Genomic DNA, 20,264 nt, shown 5'->3' with positions numbered 1-20,264 from the left:
GAGGCTCCCCATGACCGTTACCGTCAATACCGTTTCCGCCGAAGGTTTTCGCCACAGCGTCCAGATCGACGACCACGAACTCTTTGCCGATGTGCCGACCACGTCTGGCGGCGAAGGCACGGCCCCTGAGCCACACGACTACTTCGACGCCGCCCTGGGTGCCTGCAAGGCCCTGACGCTGAAGATGTACGCGAAGAAGAAAGACATCCCGCTGACCGGTGTCACGGTCGAAGTCAAACGTGACAACAGCGAAGAGCAGAAAGGCAAATATGCCCTGCACGTCAAACTGACCCTCAAGGGTGTGCTCACCGACGCTCAGCGCGACGAGCTGCACCGCGTGGCCGACCGTTGCCCGGTACACAAACTGATGACCAGCACTGAAGTGAGTATCGAAACCCATCTGTCCGAAGGTGCCTTCAGCCAATAGCGGCAAGGGCTGCGCAAGCGGGTTATGCTCCACGCGTCACCCGCTCAGCCTGGAATGCACCATGAACACTCCGCTCGTGATCCGCCCTCGCGCCGAAGATGTCGAAGGCCAGCCGATTCTGCGCCCGCTGCCGTCAGCCAAATGCCGCAGCGTCGGGCCTTTCGTATTTTTCGACCACATGCTCGAAACCCGTTATCTCGCGGGTAAAGGCATGAACATCCGTCAGCATCCGCACATTGGCCTGTCCACCCTCACCTATTTGTTCGAAGGAAAAATCCAGCACAAGGACAGCCTCGGTTCCGACCAGGTGGTGGACGCCGGTGATGTCAGCTGGATGACGGCGGGCAGCGCGATTGCCCATGTCGAGCGCACGCCTGAGGCGTTGAAGGACACTGGCTTCACGATGCACGGTTTGCAGGTTTGGCTTGCTTCCCCCAAGGAGCATGAACAGGGACCAGGCCACTACAGCCATCACCCGGCGGCGACGTTGCCGGTCAGCGATAACCTTGGTGTGAAGATCCGGATGATTGCCGGGTCAGGCTTTTGCCTGGAATCGCCGGTGCCGGTGCTTTCTCCTACTTTGTACGCGGAATTGAACCTGCAAACGGCGACCACCTTGCTGATTCCGACCGAGCATGAAGAGCGGGCGCTGTATGTGCTCAGTGGCGAAGCGCAGCTGGATGGCGAGCTATTGGAGCTGAATGCGCTAGTGGTGCTGCCTGCTGGAGAGGAAATGACGTTGTTCGCCGAAAGCGACTGTCATGCGGTGCTGTTTGGTGGGGCACCGCTGGACGGGCCGCGGCGAATCAACTGGAATTTTGTAGCGAGCGATCCGGCGGCGATCGATGAAGCGCGGCGACGCTGGGCGGCTGGTGATTGGCCGACTGTGCCCGGGGAAGTTGAGCGGATCGAACTGCCAAAACACCGAAGCGAACCGACTCCCCTGTAACTGATCGTTCCCACGCTCCGCGTGGGAATGCAGCCCGTGACGCTCCGCTTCACTGGACGCGGAGCGTCCCTAGAGGCATTCCCACGCAGACGGTTCGACGCCTCGACGTGGGAACGATCAATGCTGAAACAGCTATCAGACGCTAAACACTTCATCCAACAAATTGTGCATCGAGGCAAACGCACGCCCCGCCGTCTTCGCGTCATACATCATCTTCCCCGGCACATTCGCATGCGGGTCAGTAAACGAATGCACCGCACCACCGTAGCTCAGCAGTTGCCAATCCACACCCGCCGCATTCATTTCCTCTTCAAACGCCGGCAATTGCTCTTTCGGCACCAACGGGTCGGATGCACCGTGCAGTACCAGCACCGAGCCCTTGATGTTTTTCGCATCATTGGCGTTCGGCGTATCCAGCGTGCCGTGGAACGAAACGGCCGCTTTTACCGGCGCGCCCGTGCGGGCCAGTTCCAGCGCGCAGCAACCACCGAAGCAGAAACCGAACGTCGCCAGCTTCGAAGTATCAACCGCCGCCTCGCCCTGCCCTTGCAACTGCTCGAACGCCGCCTGCATGCGCTTGCGCAGCAACCCGCGGTCGTTCTTCAGCGGCATCATGGCTGCACCCGCCTCGTCGCCATTCTGCGGACGCACCGACTGGCCGTACAGGTCCGCGATCAGCACCACATAACCCTTGGCCGCCACCGACTTGGCGATCTCCTCGGCACCGGCGCTGACACCCATCCAGTTCGGCGCCATCAACAGACCGGGGCGTGGGCCTTTGTTGTCGGCATCGAACGCCAGACGGCTTTCATACGACTGGCCATCAATCTGATAAGCGACAGAACGAACAGTGATTTGGCTCATGACGAACTCCCAGTAAAAGACACCAGAATGAAAAAACCCGCCGAAGCGGGTTTTTGTACAACTCGGTTAAACCGACAGTTCAACCAGCAGCTTGTTGAGGCGGCGCACATACGCGGCCGGGTCCTTCAAGCTGTCGCCGGCCGCCAGGGCCGCCTGATCGAAAAGTATGTGCGACAGGTCGCCGAAGCGCTCGTCGCTCTGCTCGTTGTCGAGTTTCTCGATCAGCGGGTGAGCCGGGTTGAATTCGAAGATCGGCTTCGACTCCGGCACCTTCTGACCGCTGGCTTCGAGGATCTGACGCATCTGCATGCCCAGGTCCTGCTCGCCGATGGCCAGAATCGCCGGGGAATCAGTCAGACGGTGGGAAACCCGTACTTCAGCAACAGAATCGCCCAGTGCAGTTTTCAGACGCTCAACCAGGCCTTCTTTGGACTTGGCGACTTCTTCCGCGGCTTTCTTGTCCTCTTCCGAGTCCAGGTTGCCCAGGTCCAGGTCACCGCGCGCCACGTCGACAAAGCTCTTGCCGTCGAAATCGCTGAGGTAGCTCATCAGCCACTCGTCGATGCGGTCGGTCAGCAGCAGCACTTCGATGCCTTTCTTGCGGAAGACTTCCAGGTGCGGGCTGTTTTTGACTTGCGCGTAGGTTTCGCCGGTCAGGTAGTAGATTTTGTCCTGACCTTCCTTGGCGCGAGCCAGGTACTCGGTCAGACCTACCACTTGCTCGCCTTCATCACCGTTGGTCGATGCGAAACGCAGCAGGCCAGCGATTTTCTCTTTGTTGGCGAAGTCTTCTGCCGGGCCTTCTTTCATGACCTGGCCGAAGTTTTTCCAGAAGCCTTTGTATTGCTCAGGCTCGTTCTTCGCCAGTTTTTCCAGCATGTCCAGAACGCGCTTGGTCAGCGCCGACTTCATGGAGTCGATGATCGGGTCTTTCTGCAGGATTTCCCGCGACACGTTCAGCGACAGGTCGTTGGAATCGACCACGCCTTTGATGAAGCGCAGGTACAGCGGCAGGAACGACTCGGCCTGGTCCATAACGAATACGCGCTGTACATACAGCTTCAGGCCTTTCGGCGCTTCACGCTGGTACAGATCGAACGGAGCACGGGTCGGCACGTACAGCAGCGAGCTGTATTCGAGCTTGCCTTCGACCTTGTTGTGGCTCCAGCTCAGCGGATTTTCGAAATCGTGAGCGATGTGTTTGTAGAACTCCTGGTATTCCTCGTCCTTGATCTCGGTGCGAGGACGGGTCCACAGGGCGCTGGCGCGGTTGACGGTTTCCCATTCAACGGCCGGCTGCTCTTCACCTTCAGCGGCTGCCACTTCTTTCGGCAACTCGATCGGCAAAGCGATGTGGTCGGAGTACTTCTTGATGATGTTGCGCAGACGCCAGCCATCGGCGAATTCGTCTTCACCGGACTTCAGGTGCAGGACGATACGGGTGCCGCGCTCGGCTTTATCAACGGTGGCAACTTCAAAATCGCCTTCGCCCTTGGACGACCAGTGCACGCCTTCGCTGGCGGCAGCACCGGCACGACGGCTGAACACGTCAACTTTATCGGCGACGATGAACGCCGAGTAGAAACCAACACCAAACTGACCGATCAGGTGCGAGTCTTTCTTCTGATCGCCAGACAGGTGCTTCATGAAGTCGGCAGTGCCGGATTTGGCGATCGTGCCCAGGTGGGTGATCGCGTCTTCACGGCTCATGCCGATGCCGTTGTCTTCGAGGGTGACGGTTTTGGCGTCCTTGTCGAAGCTCACACGGATTTTCAGTTCGGCGCCACCTTCCAGCAATTCAGGCTTGGACAGGGCTTCGAAACGTAATTTGTCGACAGCGTCAGAGGCGTTCGAGATCAATTCGCGAAGGAAAATTTCCTTGTTGGAATACAGCGAATGGATCATGAGGTGCAGCAGTTGCTTCACCTCGGTCTGGAAGCCCAGGGTTTCCTTTTGAGTTTCCACACTCATGGTCATCAAACTCCAATCAGATGGCAGTGGCCGCGACCTTCAGGGTCGACGGCGGGTTGTCATCAGAGTTTGGGGCTGAGTTCAGGATTTCAAGGGCTCTTCGATTTTGAAATGGGCCCGTGCCGTGGCAATCGGTTCGGCTTCGGTGGTTTGCCAGGCCGTAATCGCTACGTTGGCGACGCGTCGGCCCTGGCGGCAGACCTGACATTTGGCCCAGGTATCGCGAAACTGCCCGGTTCGCAGGTAATCGAGAGAAAAGTCGATGATCTTCGGCACACCGGGCGAACCGGTGAAAATCAGCAGGTGCAGCGCTGCGGACAGCTCCATGAAACCGGCGATCACCCCACCATGGATGGCGGGCAGTAAAGGGTTACCAATGTTGTCCTTGTTGGCCGGCAAGCGAAACAGCAGCTCATCCCCGACACGCGAACACTCGACACCGATCAGTTTGGCGTAGGGAAGCAAATGCAGCAGCGAGGCGTAGTCCCCATGCTCATGGGCCTGCTGAAGTTGCTCCTTGAAAGTGTCAGTCATTTCGCACCTCCGGCGATTGCACCGCCAAAACCCTTGGTGCCTTTGATGGCTTTGCCCATGCGCATGAACGTGCCGACCACATGAGCAATGGGCTGTTCGGGATCGTCCTGGTAGGCAAAGCCCCGAGCGAAGATCACGTCGGTGGTCACTCGGTAGCATTGGGCGAAACCGTAGACATCCTTGTGCGGCTCGGCGGCGTGCATGTAGTCGATACGCAAATCCAGGGTCGGGCAGACTTCAAATTCGGGCAGGACGCAGAGGGTCGACATGCCACACGCGGTGTCCATCAGGGTCGTCAGCGCCCCGCCATGGATCACCCCGGTCTGCGGGTTACCGACAATTTGCGGGCTGTACGGCAGGATGACCGTCAGTCCGTCGCTGCTGGCGCTGTGAACGCGCAAACCCAGTACCTGACAATGCCTGAGCGCTGAAAGAAATCGCGTCGCGCGCTCAAAAACGGGGTTTTCGGCCATGTGATAAACACTCTTTTTAGTATTCGGTGATCGTGTTCAGCGTATTCGTAAAAGTTCCCATGGGAATAATCTTATATATCTGAACGAATTGAGGAACTTAACCCTGATGGCTGTGCTCGAAAGGCCAGTAGATATTTTCCATAAGGAGATACACCCCATGCGTAAGACTTTAGCTATTGCCTTGATGTTGACCGCTTCCCTCGGTCTCGCTGCCTGCGATAAAAAATCCGAGGACAAAGCTCAAGATGCAGCCAAACATGCTGAGCAAGCTCAGCAAGACATGAGCAAAGCTCAGGATAAAGTGAACGACGCTGCGAAAGAAAACGCCGAAGCTGCCAAAGCTCAGGCTGAATCGAACGAAGCCGCAGCAAAAGAAGCACCTAAAAACTAAAACAGTTTTTAGCGTGATAAAGAAAACCCGCCAAGTGCGGGTTTTCTTTTGCCTGTCATTTGCCCTGCTAGAGCAAAATAGTTCTAAAAGTCGGACTAATCATCAGCAGCAACGAACACACTAGTCCGACGAACCACACCAGACTCCGCTGCCAGGCAAGATCAGCCCAATAGCACAATAAATAAACGATTCGGGTAATCACAAAGATGATTGCCAGCGAATCGATCAGCCACCCCGCCGTTTGCGTGGTGTGCGCCATCAACACCCCCACCGCAAATAACATGAACGCCTCGAAGCAGTTTTGATGCGCCGCCACCGCACGGGCGCCGAAACCTGTGAGTTGCGCTTGTTGCTGACGCGGCAGGTGGTTGTTGTAACCGCCCTGCTCTTTCATGGCTTTGGCCACCGGGATCTTTGCCACATAAATCAGCAAGGCGCTGATAAACACGCACCAGAACGGAATACTCATCAAGCGGCCTCTTTACTGGATTCGGGCAATGGCGCCTCTGTAGGGGTATAGACCATCACATCGAGGACGTCGGAATGAAACTCCCGGCGATACAACACCAGCACCACGCCGGCACTCATCAACATGAACAGCCACGGGCTGACGAACCAGGCCAGCATGGTCATGCCGAAGTAGTAAGAGCGCAGGCCAAAGTTGAACTGGTTGGCGGCCATGGAGATCACCCGGGCCGCGCGGGCCGCGAAGGCTTTGCGTTCCTGTTCGGAAACGTGACGCTCACCGATCATTGGTGCCGAGCCAATCAGAATCGCGGCGAAGTTGTACTGGCGCATGCACCAACTGAACGTAAAGAACGCATAGACGAAGACCAGCGCCAGGCACAGTAACTTGATCTCGGACATACCCTGTGACGCCTGCTGCACCATCGGAATATCCGCCAGCAACGACACGGCCCGTTCAGACGCGCCGAGCACCGTCAGAATACCGGCCAGGATGATCAGTGTGCTGGAAGCGAAGAACGAGGCGTTACGCTCCAGGTTGCCGACCACGCTGGCGTCTGCGATGCGGTTGTCGCGCAGCAACATGCGGCGCATCCAGTCTTCGCGGTACAAGTGCAGCACACTGGCCAGGCACGCGGTGTCGCGGCCCTTCCAAGTGGCATAACGGGTGTAACCGCCCCAGCAGATGACAAACCAGACGGCGGCGAGAATGTGGATGATGTTGGCGTGGATGAACGACATGCAGGTCCTTGTGATGTAGAGACTGAACACCGAAACCTTTGTGGGAGCGAGCCGGCTCCGGGCGGCGTTCCGACGATGACGGATTTACATTCAACTCGGATGTTGACTGATCTACCGCTATCGCGAGCAGGCTCGCTCCCACAGGGGATTTGCAGTGCTTCGACGTTAGCTGACAAAAAAAGACACTGCATCACGCGCATAAAAAATGCCCCGTATCGATTGATACGGGGCATTTCTGTAGAGGCTCAAGACCCGCTTGTGGCGAGTCGTGAAACCGCTTAAGCCAGCACTTCTTCGCGCTTGCCCAGCAAACGGTCGCAAACCACCGCGACGACCAGCGTCATCACCGACGGCACCAACCATGCCAGGCCCTGCTCGCTCAGCGGCAGGTGGGACAGCTGAGTCGGCATCCAGTCCGCCAGACCCGCGCCCTTGAGGGCGTCGATCAGCCCGAAGATGAACGAGACCAGCATTACCGGGCCAACGATGCGGCCCTGTTCATGCCAGAAGTCCTTGCAGAAGCTCAGCGCTACCAAGGCGATGCACGGCGGGTAAATCGCTGTCAGCACCGGGATCGAGAACGCAATCAGCTTGGTAAGGCCCAGGTTGGACACAAACAGCGAGAACACCGCCAGGATGATCACCAGGGTCTTGTAAGACAGCGGCAAAACACGGCTGAAGTACTCGGCGCAGGCGCAGGTCAGGCCGACAGCCGTCACCAGGCAAGCCAGCGAGATCAGCACGGCAAGGAAGCCGCTGCCCAACGAACCGAAGGTGTGTTGAACGTAAGCGTGCAACACCGCTGCGCCATTCGTCGCACCTGCCGCCACTTCATGGCTGCCGGAACCGAGACGGAACAGGCTGACGTACACCAGCGCCAGGCCCACGCCGGCAATCAGACCGGCAATGATCGCGTAACGGGTGATCAGCACCGGCGATTCGACACCACGGGAGCGGATCGCGTTGACGATGACGATGCCGAACACCAGTGCGCCCAGGGTATCCATGGTCAGGTAACCATTGATGAAACCCTGTGAGAACGGTGCCGCCACGTATTCCGGAGTGGCCACGCCGATGTCGCCGGCGGGCAACGCGAACGCGGCGATGCCGAGCGCGGCCAGGGCAATGATCTTCAGGGGTGCGAGGAAACGTCCTACGGTATCCAGCAAACGGCCCGGATAGAGCGAAATGAAGAACACCAGCAGGAAGTACACCGAGCTGTAGAGGAACAGCGCGAGCGGGCTCTCGCCAGTCAACGGCGCCAGACCCACTTCGAACGACACGGTCGCGGTGCGCGGCGTGGCGAACAGCGGCCCGACGGCGAGGTAGCACGCCGCGGCCAGCAGGCCACCGGCGATTTTGCCGATCGGGCTGCTCAACGCATCCATTGCTCCACCGACTTTCGCCAGAGCCACCACAGTGATCACTGGCAGACCGACCGCAGTGATCAGAAAGCCCAGCGCCGCCATCCAGACATTCGGCCCGGACTGCAAACCGACGATAGGCGGGAAGATGATGTTACCGGCCCCGACGAACAGGGCAAACGTCATAAAACCAAGTGCCAGGATGTCCTGACCTTTCAAAACTTTCATTAAGGAAATACCACACTACTGAATCGGAATTTAGAGAGGGATTTCCCTTGTGGGTGAGGGAAATGCTGTCGGTCCGTATAGGACTGACCCTTTAGCGCGTCGCTTCCTTGTGGGCCGCGTTTCGCAAAATGGCTGCTAGCCTAACGAATTTGCCCGACAAACGCACTGTTAAGGGGCGATCTATCCGATACGCGACATTTCTGTGTCGCGTTTACATATCTAATTTACCTGCACAGAACTCTGTGGCGAGGGAGCTTGCTCCCGCTCGGCTGCGAAGCAGTCGCAAAACCATTACATGCGGCGTACCAGACAAAACTCGGCGGCCTGTTTTGGGGCCGCTTCGCAGCCCAGCGGGAGCAAGCTCCCTCGCCACAAAAGCCCTGCGGACATCTGCAACGCCGGAAACGACAAAGGCCACCCGAAGGTGGCCTTTGTTTGGTGAAGCGTCAGCTAAGCGCGAAGCTTATTTGACAGCCCAACCGGTCAGCTCGGACAAAGCCTTGCCGATGTCTGCCAGCGAACGCACGGTTTTAACGCCTGCGTCTTCCAGGGCAGCAAACTTCTCGTCTGCAGTGCCTTTGCCGCCGGAGATGATTGCGCCAGCATGGCCCATGCGCTTGCCTGCAGGGGCAGTCACACCAGCGATGTAGGAAACAACCGGCTTGGTCACGTGTGCCTTGATGTAGGCAGCCGCTTCTTCTTCAGCCGAACCGCCGATCTCGCCGATCATCACGATCGCTTCGGTCTTCGGGTCTTCCTGGAACAGCTTCAGGATGTCGATGAAGTTCGAACCCGGGATCGGGTCACCGCCGATGCCGACGCAAGTCGACTGACCGAAACCGGCGTCAGTAGTTTGCTTCACAGCTTCGTAGGTCAGGGTGCCGGAACGGGAAACGATACCGACCTTGCCTGGCAAGTGAATGTGACCTGGCATGATGCCGATCTTGCATTCGCCTGGAGTGATCACGCCTGGGCAGTTAGGGCCGATCAGGGTAACACCCAGCTCGTCGCACTTGACCTTGGCATCCAGCATATCCAGGGTAGGAATGCCTTCAGTGATGCAAACGATCAGCTTGATGCCGCCGAATGCTGCTTCCAGGATGGAGTCCTTGCAGAAAGGAGCTGGAACGTAGATCACGCTGGCGGTGGCGCCAGTGGCAGCTACAGCGTCTTTCACGGTGTTGAACACTGGCAGACCCAGGTGCTCGGTGCCGCCTTTGCCAGGAGTTACACCACCCACCATCTTGGTGCCGTATTCGATGGCTTGCTGGGTGTGGAAACTACCTTGCGAACCGGTAATACCCTGGCAGATAACTTTGGTGTCTTTATTGATCAGGACGCTCATTATTTGCCCTCCGCAGCTTTAACGACTTGTTGAGCAGCGTCGGTCAGGCTGGTAGCAGCGATGATGTTCAAACCGCTTTCTGCCAGTACTTTAGCGCCCAGCTCAGCGTTGTTGCCTTCAAGGCGAACAACAACCGGGATTTTCACGCCGACTTCTTTCACTGCACCGATGATGCCTTCGGCAATCATGTCGCAACGAACGATGCCGCCGAAGATGTTGACCAGTACTGCAGCGACGTTAGTGTCGGACAGGATGATCTTGAACGCTTCGGTAACGCGTTCTTTGGTAGCACCGCCGCCCACGTCGAGGAAGTTGGCTGGCTTGCCGCCATGCAGGTTGACGATGTCCATGGTACCCATGGCCAGGCCAGCACCGTTGACCATGCAACCGATGTTGCCTTCCAGCGCTACGTAGTTCAGTTCGAACTTGGCAGCGTGCGCTTCGCGCGGATCGTCTTGCGACGGATCGTGGAAAGTCTTCAGCTTAGGCTGACGGTACATGGCGTTGGCGTCGATGTTGATCTTGGCATCGAGGCAATGCAGATCGCCGTCAGCCTTGATCACCAGCGGGTTCACTTCCAGCAGAGCCAGGTCGTGATCCTTGAACAGCTTGGCCAGACCTACGAAGATCTTGGCGAACTGAGCAACTTGCTTGCCTTCCAGACCCAACTGGAATGCCAGCTCGCGACCCTGGAATGGCTGAGCGCCAACCAGTGGATCGATAGTGGCTTTCAGAATTTTTTCTGGAGTGTCGTGAGCGATTTTCTCGATGTCCACGCCACCTTCGGTGGAAGCCATGAACACGATGCGACGGCTCGAACGGTCAACGACAGCGCCCAGGTACAGCTCTTTAGCGATATCAGTGCACGATTCAACCAGGATCTTGGTGACTGGCTGACCATTGGCATCAGTCTGGTAAGTCACCAGACGCTTGCCCAACCACTGTTGAGCGAATGCTTTGGCGTCTTCTTTGCTGCGAACCAGCTTGACGCCGCCCGCTTTACCGCGACCACCTGCGTGAACCTGGGCTTTGACAACCCATTCGGTCCCGCCGATTTTGTCGCACGCTTCTGCTGCTGCTTCCGGGGTGTCTACGGCGAAACCCTGGGATACTGGCAGGCCGTATTCAGCGAAGAGCTGCTTACCCTGATACTCGTGAAGATTCATGCTTATTACCGTCTTCGTTAGGTACTGCGCATTCGGTGCTGCACTTGTTCAAGTGCCGCACCACCTGTGACTGCTGCTCGCGTAGCCTTTCCGGTCAACCGGTGCAACTACGCGAGACTGCGTCCAGCGGATATTCCGCGGTGAGTCTTGCATGCAAGGCTCACGACGGGCCATTCCGCCGTGGTTTCTTATTGTCTTAACGCTTCTTGCGGTTGGCGATGTGAATGGCGCCGCCATTCACTGCCAGAGCTGCTTCGTGCAAGGCTTCGGACAGGGTCGGATGGGAGAAAACCATCATGCCCAGGTCTTCCGCGCTGGTGCCGAATTCCATACCGATTGCGCCCTGCTGAACCAGTTCTGCAGCGCTCGGGCCAATCACGTGGACGCCCAATACGCGGTCAGTCTTGGCATCGGCAATGACTTTCACGAAACCGCCGGTGTCGTTGGCTGCCATGGCACGGCCACTGGCTGCGAACGGGAAGGTGCCAACGTTAACTTCAACGCCTTCAGCCTTCAAGACCTGCTCGGTTTTGCCGACCCACGCGATTTCCGGGTGAGTATAAATAACAGACGGGATCAGGTCATAGTTGATTTGGGCTTTGTGGCCCTTGATGCGCTCAACCACCATGATGCCTTCTTCGGACGCCTTGTGCGCCAGCATCATGCCGCGAACCACGTCACCGATCGCGTAAACGCCCGGTACGCTGGTGGCGCACTGGTCGTCAACGAATACGAAACCGCGCTCGTCGATGTTCACACCGCTGTCGGCAGCCAACAGTTCGGTGGTCACTGGACGGCGACCAACGGCAACGATCAGCTTGTCGAACGTGATGTTCTGTTCGCCATTGGCATCGGTGTAGTTCACGACAACTTCGTTGCCGTTCACTTTGGAACCGGTGACGCGAGCGCCCAGCTTGATGTCCAGACCTTGTTTGGTCAGGGTTTTGTAAGCTTCTTTGGAAACGGCGTCGTCAGCAGCAGGCAGGAACTTCTCCAGTGCTTCCAGGACAACCACTTCCGAACCCAGACGCGACCAGACCGAACCCAGTTCCAGACCGATCACGCCAGCGCCGATAACGCCCAGACGTTTTGGAACCGATTGGAATTCCAGTGCGCCGGTCGAATCAACGATCACATTCTGGTCAACCGGAGCCGGTGGAATGTCGATCGGACGCGAGCCCGAAGCCAGAATCACGTTCTCGGCTTCGATGATTTCAACGGTGCCGTCTGGCTTGGTCAGTTCAACTTTCTTGCCGGCCAGCAGTTTGCCGTGGCCTTGCAGGGAAGTGACGCCGTTCGCCTTGAACAGGGTGGCAACGCCAGAGGTCAGGCCTTTGACGATGTTGGCTTTACGGCCAACCATTGCCGCCACGTCCATGGTCACGCCAGCGTGATTGATACCGTGGATCGCGAAGCCTTCTTTGGCTTCCTTGTATTTCCAGGAGCTGTCCAGCAGCGCCTTGGATGGAATGCAGCCGACGTTCAGGCAAGTACCGCCGAGGGCCAGTTTGCCTTCCTTGTCGGTGTATTTCTCGATGCAGGCAGTGGAGAGGCCCAGTTGCGCTGCTTTAATGGCAGCCACGTAGCCGCCAGGGCCCGCGCCAATCACTACCACGTCGAATTTCTGAGTCATGTGTCATTCCTTCTCGAATCAAACCGGACAATCCCTTTTGGGGATTGTCGTGGGACGAAGCTGGTCATTACAGGAGGGCCGCCCATCACTGGACGGCCCGTGCAACGTAATCAGATATCCAGCAGCAAACGAGCCGGGTCTTCCAGCAGGTTCTTGATGGTAACCAGGAAGGTCACAGCTTCTTTGCCATCGATCAGACGGTGATCGTAGGACAGCGCCAGGTACATCATCGGACGGATAACGACCTGACCGTTGATCGCCATAGGACGCTGCAGAATGTTGTGCATGCCCAGGATGGCCGCTTGTGGCGGGTTGACGATCGGAGTCGACATCATCGAACCGAAGGTACCACCGTTGGTGATGGTGAACGTACCGCCGGTCATCTCGTCCATCGACAGTTTGCCGTCACGAGCCTTCTTGCCGAAGGTGGCGATGCCGCCTTCGATTTCAGCCAGGCTCATCAGTTCGGCGTTACGCAGAACCGGTACAACCAGGCCGCGGTCGCTGGAAACAGCTACACCAACGTCGGCGTAGCCGTGGTAAACGATGTCGGCACCGTCGATCGAGGCGTTGACAGCCGGGAAGCGTTTCAGCGCTTCGGTGGCCGCTTTCACGAAGAACGACATGAAGCCCAGGCGTACGCCGTTGTGGGACTTCTCGAACAGGTCCTTGTACTTCGAACGCAGGGCCATGACTTCGGTCATGTCGACTTCGTTGAAGGTGGTCAGCATCGCCATGTTCGACTGGGCTTCTACCAGGCGCTTGGCCACGGTAGCGCGAACGCGGGTCATCGGAACACGCTTCTCGATGCGGTCGCCAGCGGCGAACACAGGAGCAGCGGCAGCCGGAGCAGCAGCCTTGGCAGGTGCGGCAGCCGGAGCGGCTTTCTTGGCAGCAACGGCTGCAACCACGTCTTCCTTGGTCACACGACCGCCTTTGCCGGTGCCGGCAACGGAAGCGATGTTGATACCGTTTTCTTCAGCCAGCTTGCGAGCAGCCGGTGCAGCAACAGGATCGTCTTCGCCTTCAGCGGCTGGAGCAGCAGCTTGTGCAGCCGCCGGAGCAGCGGCAGCCGCTGGAGCGGCAGCAGCGCCGCCCGCTTCGATGGAGCCCAGGACTTCGTCGGACAGAACGGTGTCGCCTTCGTTCTTGACGATAGCGCCCAGCACGCCGTCAGCAGTGGCCAACACTTCCAGCACAACCTTGTCGGTTTCGATGTCGACGATCAGGTCATCACGCTTTACAGCGTCGCCCGGTTGTTTGTGCCAGGTGGCAACGGTGCCATCGGCAACCGATTCCGGGAAAGTGGGGGCTTTGATTTCGATAGCCATTATCTGTGAGTCCTTAAATTCGGTTTCAGGTGCGCGAAGGCGTTAAACAGTAAAGGCGTCTTGCAGCAGTTTTTCCTGCTGCTCAGCGTGCATCGATGCATAACCACAAGCAGGGGCAGCAGAAGCATCACGGCCGGCGTACTCGAGAACGAGCGCCTTGTTGTGATTGCCAACGATGCGGCGCATGTGATGCTGGCTGCAGTACCAGGCACCCTGGTTCATCGGCTCTTCCTGACACCAAACGATATGTTTGAGGTTGGTGTACGGAGCCAGGACTTCGTTCAAGTCGTCCTCAGGGAATGGGTACAGCTGCTCGATACGCACGATGGCGATGTCGTCACGACCTTCGGCACGGCGTTTTTCCAGCAGGTCGTAGTAGACCTTGCCGCTACACAGAACAATGCGCTCGACCTTTTTCGGGTCTTGGGCATCGATTTCCGGGATAACGGTCTGGAACGAACCTTCGGCCAGATCTTCCAGGGTCGAGATGGCCAGTTTGTGACGCAACAACGACTTCGGAGTCAGAACGATCAATGGCTTGCGCAGCGGGCGAATCACCTGACGGCGCAGCAAGTGGTAGATCTGAGCCGGGGTAGTCGGTACAGCCACCTGAATGTTGTGCTCGGCGCACAGCTGCAGGTAACGCTCCAGACGCGCCGACGAGTGCTCCGGCCCCTGACCTTCATAACCGTGCGGCAGCAACATGGTCAGACCGCAGAGACGGCCCCACTTGTGCTCGCCACTGGTGATGAACTGGTCGATAACCACCTGGGCACCGTTGGCGAAGTCGCCGAACTGGGCTTCCCAGATCACCAGCGCCTCAGGCGTGGTGGTCGAGTAACCGTATTCGAACGCCAGCACGGCTTCTTCGGACAGGAACGAATCGTACAGGTCGAAACGTGGCTGGCCCTTGTACAGGTTTTGCAGCGGGACGTAGGTACCCGCGTCTTTCTGGTTGTGCAAGACAGCGTGACGGTGCGAGAACGTACCGCGACCGATGTCCTGACCCGTCATGCGAATCGGGTGACCTTCGAACGCCAGGGTCGCGTACGCCATGGTTTCGGCGTAACCCCAGTTGATCGGCAGGCCGCCGGCTTGCATCTTCTGACGGTCTTCGTAGATTTTCGAGACCTGGCGCTGAACCACGAAGCCTTCCGGAATTTCCAGCAGCTTGGCGGACAGTTCCTGCAAGGTTTTCAGATCGAAGCGAGTGTCGTGACGCGCGGTCCAGGCGTGGCCCAGATACGGACGCCAGTCCACGAACAACTCTTTGTTCGGCTCTTTGACCAGGCTTTTTACAACATGCAGGCCGTTGTCCAGCGCGTTGCGGTATTCATCGACTTTCGCCTGAACACGCTCAACGTCCAGCACGCCGGACTGAGTCAGACGATCGGCGTACAGCTCACGGGTGGTGCGCTGTTTGGTGATCTGCTGATACATGATCGGCTGGGTGCCGCTAGGCTCGTCGGCCTCGTTGTGGCCGCGACGACGGTAGCAGACCAGATCGATCACCACGTCACGCTTGAACTGCATGCGGTAGTCGATGGCCAGCTGGGTCACGAACAATACGGCTTCCGGATCATCACCATTCACATGGAGGATCGGCGCCTGGATCATTTTCGCAACGTCGGTCGCGTACTCGGTGGAGCGCGAGTCCAGCGGGTTGCTGATGGTGAAACCGACCTGGTTGTTGATCACGATGTGCACGGTGCCGCCGGTCTTGAAACCGCGGGTCTGCGACATCTGGAAGGTTTCCATCACCACGCCCTGACCGGCGAATGCCGCGTCACCGTGGATGGAAATCGGCAGAACCTTCTCGCCAGTAGGGTCGTTACGACGATCCTGACGGGCGCGAACCGAACCCTCGACCACTGGAGATACGATTTCCAGGTGGGACGGGTTGAACGCCATCGCGAGGTGAACTTCACCGCCGGTGGTCATGACGTTGGACGAGAAGCCCTGGTGATATTTAACGTCACCGGAACCCAGCTCGACCTTCTTCTTGCCTTCAAACTCGTCGAACAGCTCGCGCGGGTTCTTGCCGAAGGTGTTGACCAGCACGTTCAGACGGCCACGGTGGGCCATGCCGATAACGATTTCCTTGGTGCCGTAGGAACCGGAACGCTGGATCAGCTCGTCGAGCATCGGAATCAGGCTCTCGCCGCCTTCCAGACCGAAACGCTTGGTACCCGGGTATTTGGTGCCCAGGTATTTTTCCAGGCCTTCACCGGCGGTAACGCGCTCAAGCAAGTGACTCTTGATGTCGGCGGAGTACGTCGGACGGCCGCGTACGCTTTCCAGACGCTGCTGGAACCACTGGCGCTGCTCGGAATCGGTGATGTGCGTAAATTCAGCGCCGATGGTGCGGCAATATGTCTGCTGCAACGCTTCGTGAATTTCGCGTAGGCTCGCCTCCTCTTTGCCGATGAACAGGTCGCCGGCACGGAAGGTCGTATCAAGATCGGCATTGGTCAAGCCGTAATGATTGATCGACAGGTCTGCAGGTGCAGGACGCCGCCACAGCCCCAGCGGGTCAAGCTGGGCTGCCTGGTGGCCACGCATACGGTAGGCCTGGATCAATCGCAGCACTTCAACTTGCTTCTTCTCGTGCTCACTGCTCACGCTCCCGGCGGAAACCGGTTGGGCGCGGCGCTGGTTCTTTGCCAGCAAGACGAAATGATCGCGAATTGTGGAGTGCGAAACATCGGTGGCAGTGTTGCCGTCAGCCGGCAACTTCTGGAAGTAGGTGCGCCACTCTTCTGGCACAGCGTTAGGGTCGTGCAGGTAGAGCTCGTAGAGCTCTTCCACATAGGCAGCGTTACTACCGGATAGGTAGGCGCTGTTCCACATGCGCTGCATCACGCTTTCTTGCATGCTTGGTCACCCTCGGTTAGGGGAACACCACCGGCGTCGACACCGAGCAAACTTGCAGAAGTCCGAATGCAGCGACCAAAACAAGCCACTTAGGATCACGCTGATAGTCCGGGTACCAGCCCGGATGCCCCTGCTTGTCTCATTTCTTCAAAATAAGAGCCGCAGCCTTATAAGCTGCTGCTCAGGTTAAAACTACGGCGCCGGTTGAAGCCTGCGCCGTAGCATCTACGGGTACAGCGGTCCTGCGTTTACAGCTGAATCACACGCCGCTTTGCAGCAGCATGTTACGTACGTGACCGATGGCCTTAGTCGGGTTCAGGCCTTTCGGACAGACGTTGACGCAGTTCATGATCCCGCGGCAGCGGAATACGCTGAACGGGTCATCCAGCGAAGCCAGACGCTCGGCAGTCTTGGTGTCGCGGCTGTCTGCCAGGAAGCGGTACGCTTGCAGCAGAGCAGCTGGACCCAGGAACTTGTCCGGGTTCCACCAGAAGGACGGGCAAGAGGTCGAGCAGCAAGCGCACAGGATGCACTCGTACAGACCGTCGAGCTTTTCACGCTCTTCAGGGGTCTGCAGACGCTCGATGGCCGGAGCCGGCGTGTCGTTCTGCAGGTATGGCTTAACCTTTTCGTATTGCTTGTAGAAGATGCTCATATCGACGACCAGGTCACGGATAACCGGCAAACCTGGCAGCGGACGAACGATCAGCTTGTTACCTTTTACGACAGCAGACAGCGGCGTGACGCAGGCCAGACCGTTTTTGCCGTTGATGTTCATGCCGTCGGAACCGCAAACACCTTCACGGCAAGAGCGACGATAGGAGAAACCTTCGTCCTGCTCTTTGATCAGGGCCAGCACGTCCAGCACCATCAGGTCTTTACCACCGGTATCGACCGTAAATTCCTGCATGAACGGCGCAGCGTCCTGATCAGGGTTGTAGCGATAAACACTGACTTGCAACATGGCGGCCACCCTTAATAAGTCCGAATCTTAGGTTCAAAAGTCGGAACAGTCTTCGGCGAGAAGTTCACGGCACGCTTGGTCACGCGCTTGTCACCCGGGAAGTACAGGGTGTGGCACAGCCAGTTTTCGTCGTCGCGATCTTCGTAGTCTTCACGGGCGTGAGCGCCGCGGGACTCTTTGCGGATCTCTGCAGCAATGGCGGTGGCTTCGGCCACTTCCAGCAGGTTTTGCAGTTCCAGGGCTTCGATTCGAGCGGTGTTGAACGCCTGGCTCTTGTCGTTGATCTTGACGTTGGCGATACGGCCACGCAGATCAGCCAGCTGGGCAATACCCTTCTGCATGTATTCGCCGGTACGGAATACACCAAAGTAGTTCTGCATGCAGCTTTGCAGCTCTTTACGCAGGGTGGCGACGTCTTCGCCTTCGGTACGCGAGTTCAGGCCATCGAGACGTGCCAGGGCAGCGTCGATGTCGGACTGGCGAGCGCGGGTGTAGTCGACGCCTTCTTTCAGGGTCTGCTCAAGGAACAGGCCGGCCGCACGGCCGAATACCACCAGGTCGAGCAGCGAGTTGCCGCCCAGACGGTTGGCACCGTGAACCGATACGCAAGCCACTTCGCCCACTGCGAACAAACCAGGAATGATCTGGTCGACGCCGTCGGCGTCCTGGGTGATTGCCTGGCCATGAATGTTGGTGGCAACGCCGCCCATCATATAGTGGCAGGTTGGAACGACCGGAATCGGCGCCACGGCTGGATCGACGTGGGCGAAGGTCTTGGACAGTTCCATGATGCCTGGCAGACGGCTGTGCAGAACTTCTTCACCGAGGTGATCGAGTTTCAGCATTACGTGGTCGCCATCCGGACCGCAACCGTTGCCGGCGATGATTTCTTTAACCATCGAACGGGCAACAACGTCACGACCAGCCAAGTCTTTGGCGTTCGGAGCATAACGCTCCATGAAACGCTCGCCGTGCTTGTTGATCAGGTAACCGCCTTCACCGCGGCAGCCTTCAGTAACCAGTACACCAGCGCCGGCGATACCGGTCGGGTGGAACTGCCACATTTCGATGTCTTGTACCGGCACGCCAGCACGCAGAGCCATGCCGACGCCGTCACCGGTGTTGATCAGGGCGTTGGTGGTGGACGAGTAGATACGACCTGCACCGCCGGTCGCCAATACGGTGGCGTTAGCGCGGACGTAGGAAGTTTCGCCGGTTTCGATGCAGATGACGATCATGCCGACAAAGGCACCGTCTTCGTTCTTCACCAGGTCGACGCCGTAGTATTCGTTGAGGAATACGGTGCCGGCCTTGAGGTTGGCCTGGTACAAAGTGTGCAGCAGAGCGTGACCGGTACGGTCGGCAGCGGCGCACGTACGTGCAGCCTGGCCACCTTTACCGAAGTCTTTCGACTGACCGCCGAACGGACGCTGATAAATGCGGCCTTGTTCGGTACGGGAGAACGGCAAACCCATGTGCTCGAGCTCGAAGACCGCTTCCGGGCCTACGGAACACATGTATTCGATAGCGTCCTGGTCACCGATGTAGTCGGAACCCTTGACGGTATCGTACATGTGCCAGCGCCAGTCATCGTTCGGATCTGCCGAAGCGATGGCGCAAGTGATGCCACCCTGGGCGGATACAGTGTGCGAACGAGTCGGGAAAACCTTGGTAACTACGGCAGTCTTGTGACCACCTTGTGCCAGCTGCAGCGCAGCGCGCATGCCAGCACCGCCGCCGCCAATGATGATGGCGTCGAACGAAAGCGTATTAACGGTAGTAGACATGAATCAGATACCCCAGAGAATCTGCACACCCCAGACGAAGTAAGCGAACATTGCAACGCCGCATACCGCCTGGAAAAGGAAACGTATTGCAGTCGCGGACTTGCCGAACGCCATTGGCGTCAGGTAGTCGGTCGCAATGGTCCACATGCCGACCCAGGCGTGAGCGCCGAGGGCAACGAGAGCCAGGAGACTGAAAATACGCATCCAGTTGCTTGCGAACAGTTCATGCCATTGGGCGTAGCCGATGCCAGGGTTGGCGACGACGTATCCGATCAGGAAAATGAAGTAAGCCGCGAGAACGACCGCAGACACACGTTGTGCCATCCAGTCATAGAGGCCCGAACGCGACAGGTTCGTGACGTTAGTTACCATATCCAAACTCCTGCCAGAACGATTACCACCACGGAAACGGCGATAACGATTTTCGAGCCCAGTTTGCCGCCTTCAAGCGACTCGCCGATGCCCATGTCCATCATCAAGTGGCGCACACCGGCAACCAGGTGATACAGCAAGGCGGACAGGATGCCCCATGTCACTAGCTTGGCTAGCGGACTGGTCAGACACGCTTTCACCTGGCCGAAACCTTCTTCCGAGTCGAGCGACTTGTCCAATGCATAAAGCATGATGGCCAGGCTGACAAAGAGGATGATTCCGGAGATTCGGTGAAGAATGGACGTGTAAGCAGTGACTGGGAGTTTGATGGTCCTTAGGTCTAGGTTTACAGGTCGTTGGCTATTCACGGCTTTTTTTCACACTG

General features: G+C 57.9%; 19 protein-coding genes. 3 read left to right on the top strand and 16 right to left on the bottom strand.

Annotated features, from left to right (window positions below):
- The first annotated feature begins 10 nt into the window (after window positions 1–10).
- Both ACYZT8_RS08455 and ACYZT8_RS08450 read left to right on the top strand, forming a co-directional pair.
- Entirely contained in the window at window positions 11–427 is a 417-nt protein-coding gene (locus ACYZT8_RS08455; protein WP_219095619.1) for an OsmC family protein, read from the top strand.
- Between the two features lie 61 nt (window positions 428–488).
- Complete coding sequence (locus tag ACYZT8_RS08450; RefSeq protein WP_461980312.1) at window positions 489–1,376, top strand: pirin family protein; 888 nt, start codon at window positions 489–491, stop codon at window positions 1,374–1,376.
- A 135-nt stretch (window positions 1,377–1,511) separates the two neighbouring features.
- On the opposite strand, the gene ACYZT8_RS08445 is transcribed toward ACYZT8_RS08450, so the two are convergent.
- The 4 genes from ACYZT8_RS08445 to ACYZT8_RS08430 form a co-directional block, all read right to left on the bottom strand.
- Window positions 1,512–2,240 (bottom strand): dienelactone hydrolase family protein, encoded by a 729-nt coding sequence (locus ACYZT8_RS08445; protein ID WP_461980311.1) that lies wholly within the window; start codon window positions 2,238–2,240, stop codon window positions 1,512–1,514.
- A gap of 66 nt (window positions 2,241–2,306) precedes the next feature.
- Window positions 2,307–4,211 carry a molecular chaperone HtpG gene (htpG, locus tag ACYZT8_RS08440; protein WP_461980310.1) on the bottom strand — a complete coding sequence of 635 codons (1,905 nt, stop codon included), beginning with the start codon at window positions 4,209–4,211 and terminating at the stop codon, window positions 2,307–2,309.
- 81 nt (window positions 4,212–4,292) lie between these two features.
- The gene (locus tag ACYZT8_RS08435; protein WP_461980309.1) at window positions 4,293–4,745 is read right to left on the bottom strand and encodes a PaaI family thioesterase; all 453 of its coding nucleotides are present in this window, start codon (window positions 4,743–4,745) and stop codon (window positions 4,293–4,295) included.
- The gene (locus ACYZT8_RS08430) at window positions 4,742–5,218 is read right to left on the bottom strand and encodes a PaaI family thioesterase (protein WP_461957851.1); all 477 of its coding nucleotides are present in this window, start codon (window positions 5,216–5,218) and stop codon (window positions 4,742–4,744) included. The genes ACYZT8_RS08435 and ACYZT8_RS08430 overlap by 4 nt, the downstream gene beginning before the upstream one ends.
- A gap of 157 nt (window positions 5,219–5,375) precedes the next feature.
- Between ACYZT8_RS08430 and ACYZT8_RS08425 the strand changes: the two genes are divergently transcribed.
- The gene (locus ACYZT8_RS08425; RefSeq protein WP_150655145.1) at window positions 5,376–5,609 is read left to right on the top strand and encodes a hypothetical protein; all 234 of its coding nucleotides are present in this window, start codon (window positions 5,376–5,378) and stop codon (window positions 5,607–5,609) included.
- A gap of 67 nt (window positions 5,610–5,676) precedes the next feature.
- Here the strand turns inward: ACYZT8_RS08425 and ACYZT8_RS08420 are convergent, their stop codons facing one another.
- From ACYZT8_RS08420 to sdhC, 12 genes are all read right to left on the bottom strand, one after another.
- Window positions 5,677–6,078: an MAPEG family protein gene (locus tag ACYZT8_RS08420; protein WP_461980308.1), complete on the bottom strand. Its 402-nt coding sequence runs from the start codon at window positions 6,076–6,078 to the stop codon at window positions 5,677–5,679.
- Window positions 6,078–6,815 carry a DUF599 domain-containing protein gene (locus tag ACYZT8_RS08415; RefSeq protein WP_461980307.1) on the bottom strand — a complete coding sequence of 246 codons (738 nt, stop codon included), beginning with the start codon at window positions 6,813–6,815 and terminating at the stop codon, window positions 6,078–6,080. The genes ACYZT8_RS08420 and ACYZT8_RS08415 overlap by 1 nt, the downstream gene beginning before the upstream one ends.
- Before the next feature lie 278 nt (window positions 6,816–7,093).
- Complete coding sequence (gene brnQ / locus ACYZT8_RS08410) at window positions 7,094–8,407, bottom strand: branched-chain amino acid transport system II carrier protein (RefSeq protein WP_461980306.1); 1,314 nt, start codon at window positions 8,405–8,407, stop codon at window positions 7,094–7,096.
- A 463-nt stretch (window positions 8,408–8,870) separates the two neighbouring features.
- Window positions 8,871–9,752, bottom strand: a complete 882-nt coding sequence (gene sucD / locus ACYZT8_RS08405) for a succinate--CoA ligase subunit alpha (protein WP_010166265.1) — start codon at window positions 9,750–9,752, stop codon at window positions 8,871–8,873.
- Window positions 9,752–10,918: an ADP-forming succinate--CoA ligase subunit beta gene (sucC, locus tag ACYZT8_RS08400; RefSeq protein ID WP_008148602.1), complete on the bottom strand. Its 1,167-nt coding sequence runs from the start codon at window positions 10,916–10,918 to the stop codon at window positions 9,752–9,754. The genes sucD and sucC overlap by 1 nt, the downstream gene beginning before the upstream one ends.
- 196 nt (window positions 10,919–11,114) lie before the next feature.
- Window positions 11,115–12,551, bottom strand: a complete 1,437-nt coding sequence (gene lpdA, locus ACYZT8_RS08395; RefSeq protein WP_095130080.1) for a dihydrolipoyl dehydrogenase — start codon at window positions 12,549–12,551, stop codon at window positions 11,115–11,117.
- 110 nt (window positions 12,552–12,661) lie between these two features.
- Complete coding sequence (odhB, locus tag ACYZT8_RS08390; RefSeq protein ID WP_033056077.1) at window positions 12,662–13,882, bottom strand: 2-oxoglutarate dehydrogenase complex dihydrolipoyllysine-residue succinyltransferase; 1,221 nt, start codon at window positions 13,880–13,882, stop codon at window positions 12,662–12,664.
- Between the two features lie 42 nt (window positions 13,883–13,924).
- Window positions 13,925–16,756, bottom strand: coding sequence for a 2-oxoglutarate dehydrogenase E1 component (locus tag ACYZT8_RS08385; protein ID WP_461980305.1), 2,832 nt, complete (start codon window positions 16,754–16,756; stop codon window positions 13,925–13,927).
- Between the two features lie 259 nt (window positions 16,757–17,015).
- A complete protein-coding gene (locus tag ACYZT8_RS08380; RefSeq protein ID WP_056743991.1) occupies window positions 17,016–17,720 on the bottom strand; it encodes a succinate dehydrogenase iron-sulfur subunit in 705 nt (234 codons plus the stop codon).
- An 11-nt stretch (window positions 17,721–17,731) separates the two neighbouring features.
- Window positions 17,732–19,507, bottom strand: a complete 1,776-nt coding sequence (sdhA, locus tag ACYZT8_RS08375) for a succinate dehydrogenase flavoprotein subunit (protein WP_429533780.1) — start codon at window positions 19,505–19,507, stop codon at window positions 17,732–17,734.
- 3 nt (window positions 19,508–19,510) lie between these two features.
- On the bottom strand, window positions 19,511–19,879 hold the full coding sequence (gene sdhD, locus ACYZT8_RS08370) for a succinate dehydrogenase, hydrophobic membrane anchor protein (RefSeq protein ID WP_007945134.1): 369 nt from the start codon (window positions 19,877–19,879) through the stop codon (window positions 19,511–19,513).
- The gene (gene sdhC / locus ACYZT8_RS08365; RefSeq protein ID WP_033053500.1) at window positions 19,873–20,247 is read right to left on the bottom strand and encodes a succinate dehydrogenase, cytochrome b556 subunit; all 375 of its coding nucleotides are present in this window, start codon (window positions 20,245–20,247) and stop codon (window positions 19,873–19,875) included. The genes sdhD and sdhC overlap by 7 nt, the downstream gene beginning before the upstream one ends.
- Window positions 20,248–20,264 lie beyond the last annotated feature (17 nt).

It is taken from the genome of Pseudomonas sp. LB3P93, from assembly GCF_054898025.1.
The sequence above is the reverse complement of the archived record's forward strand: the minus strand, read 5'-3'. Positions and strand labels throughout refer to the sequence as shown.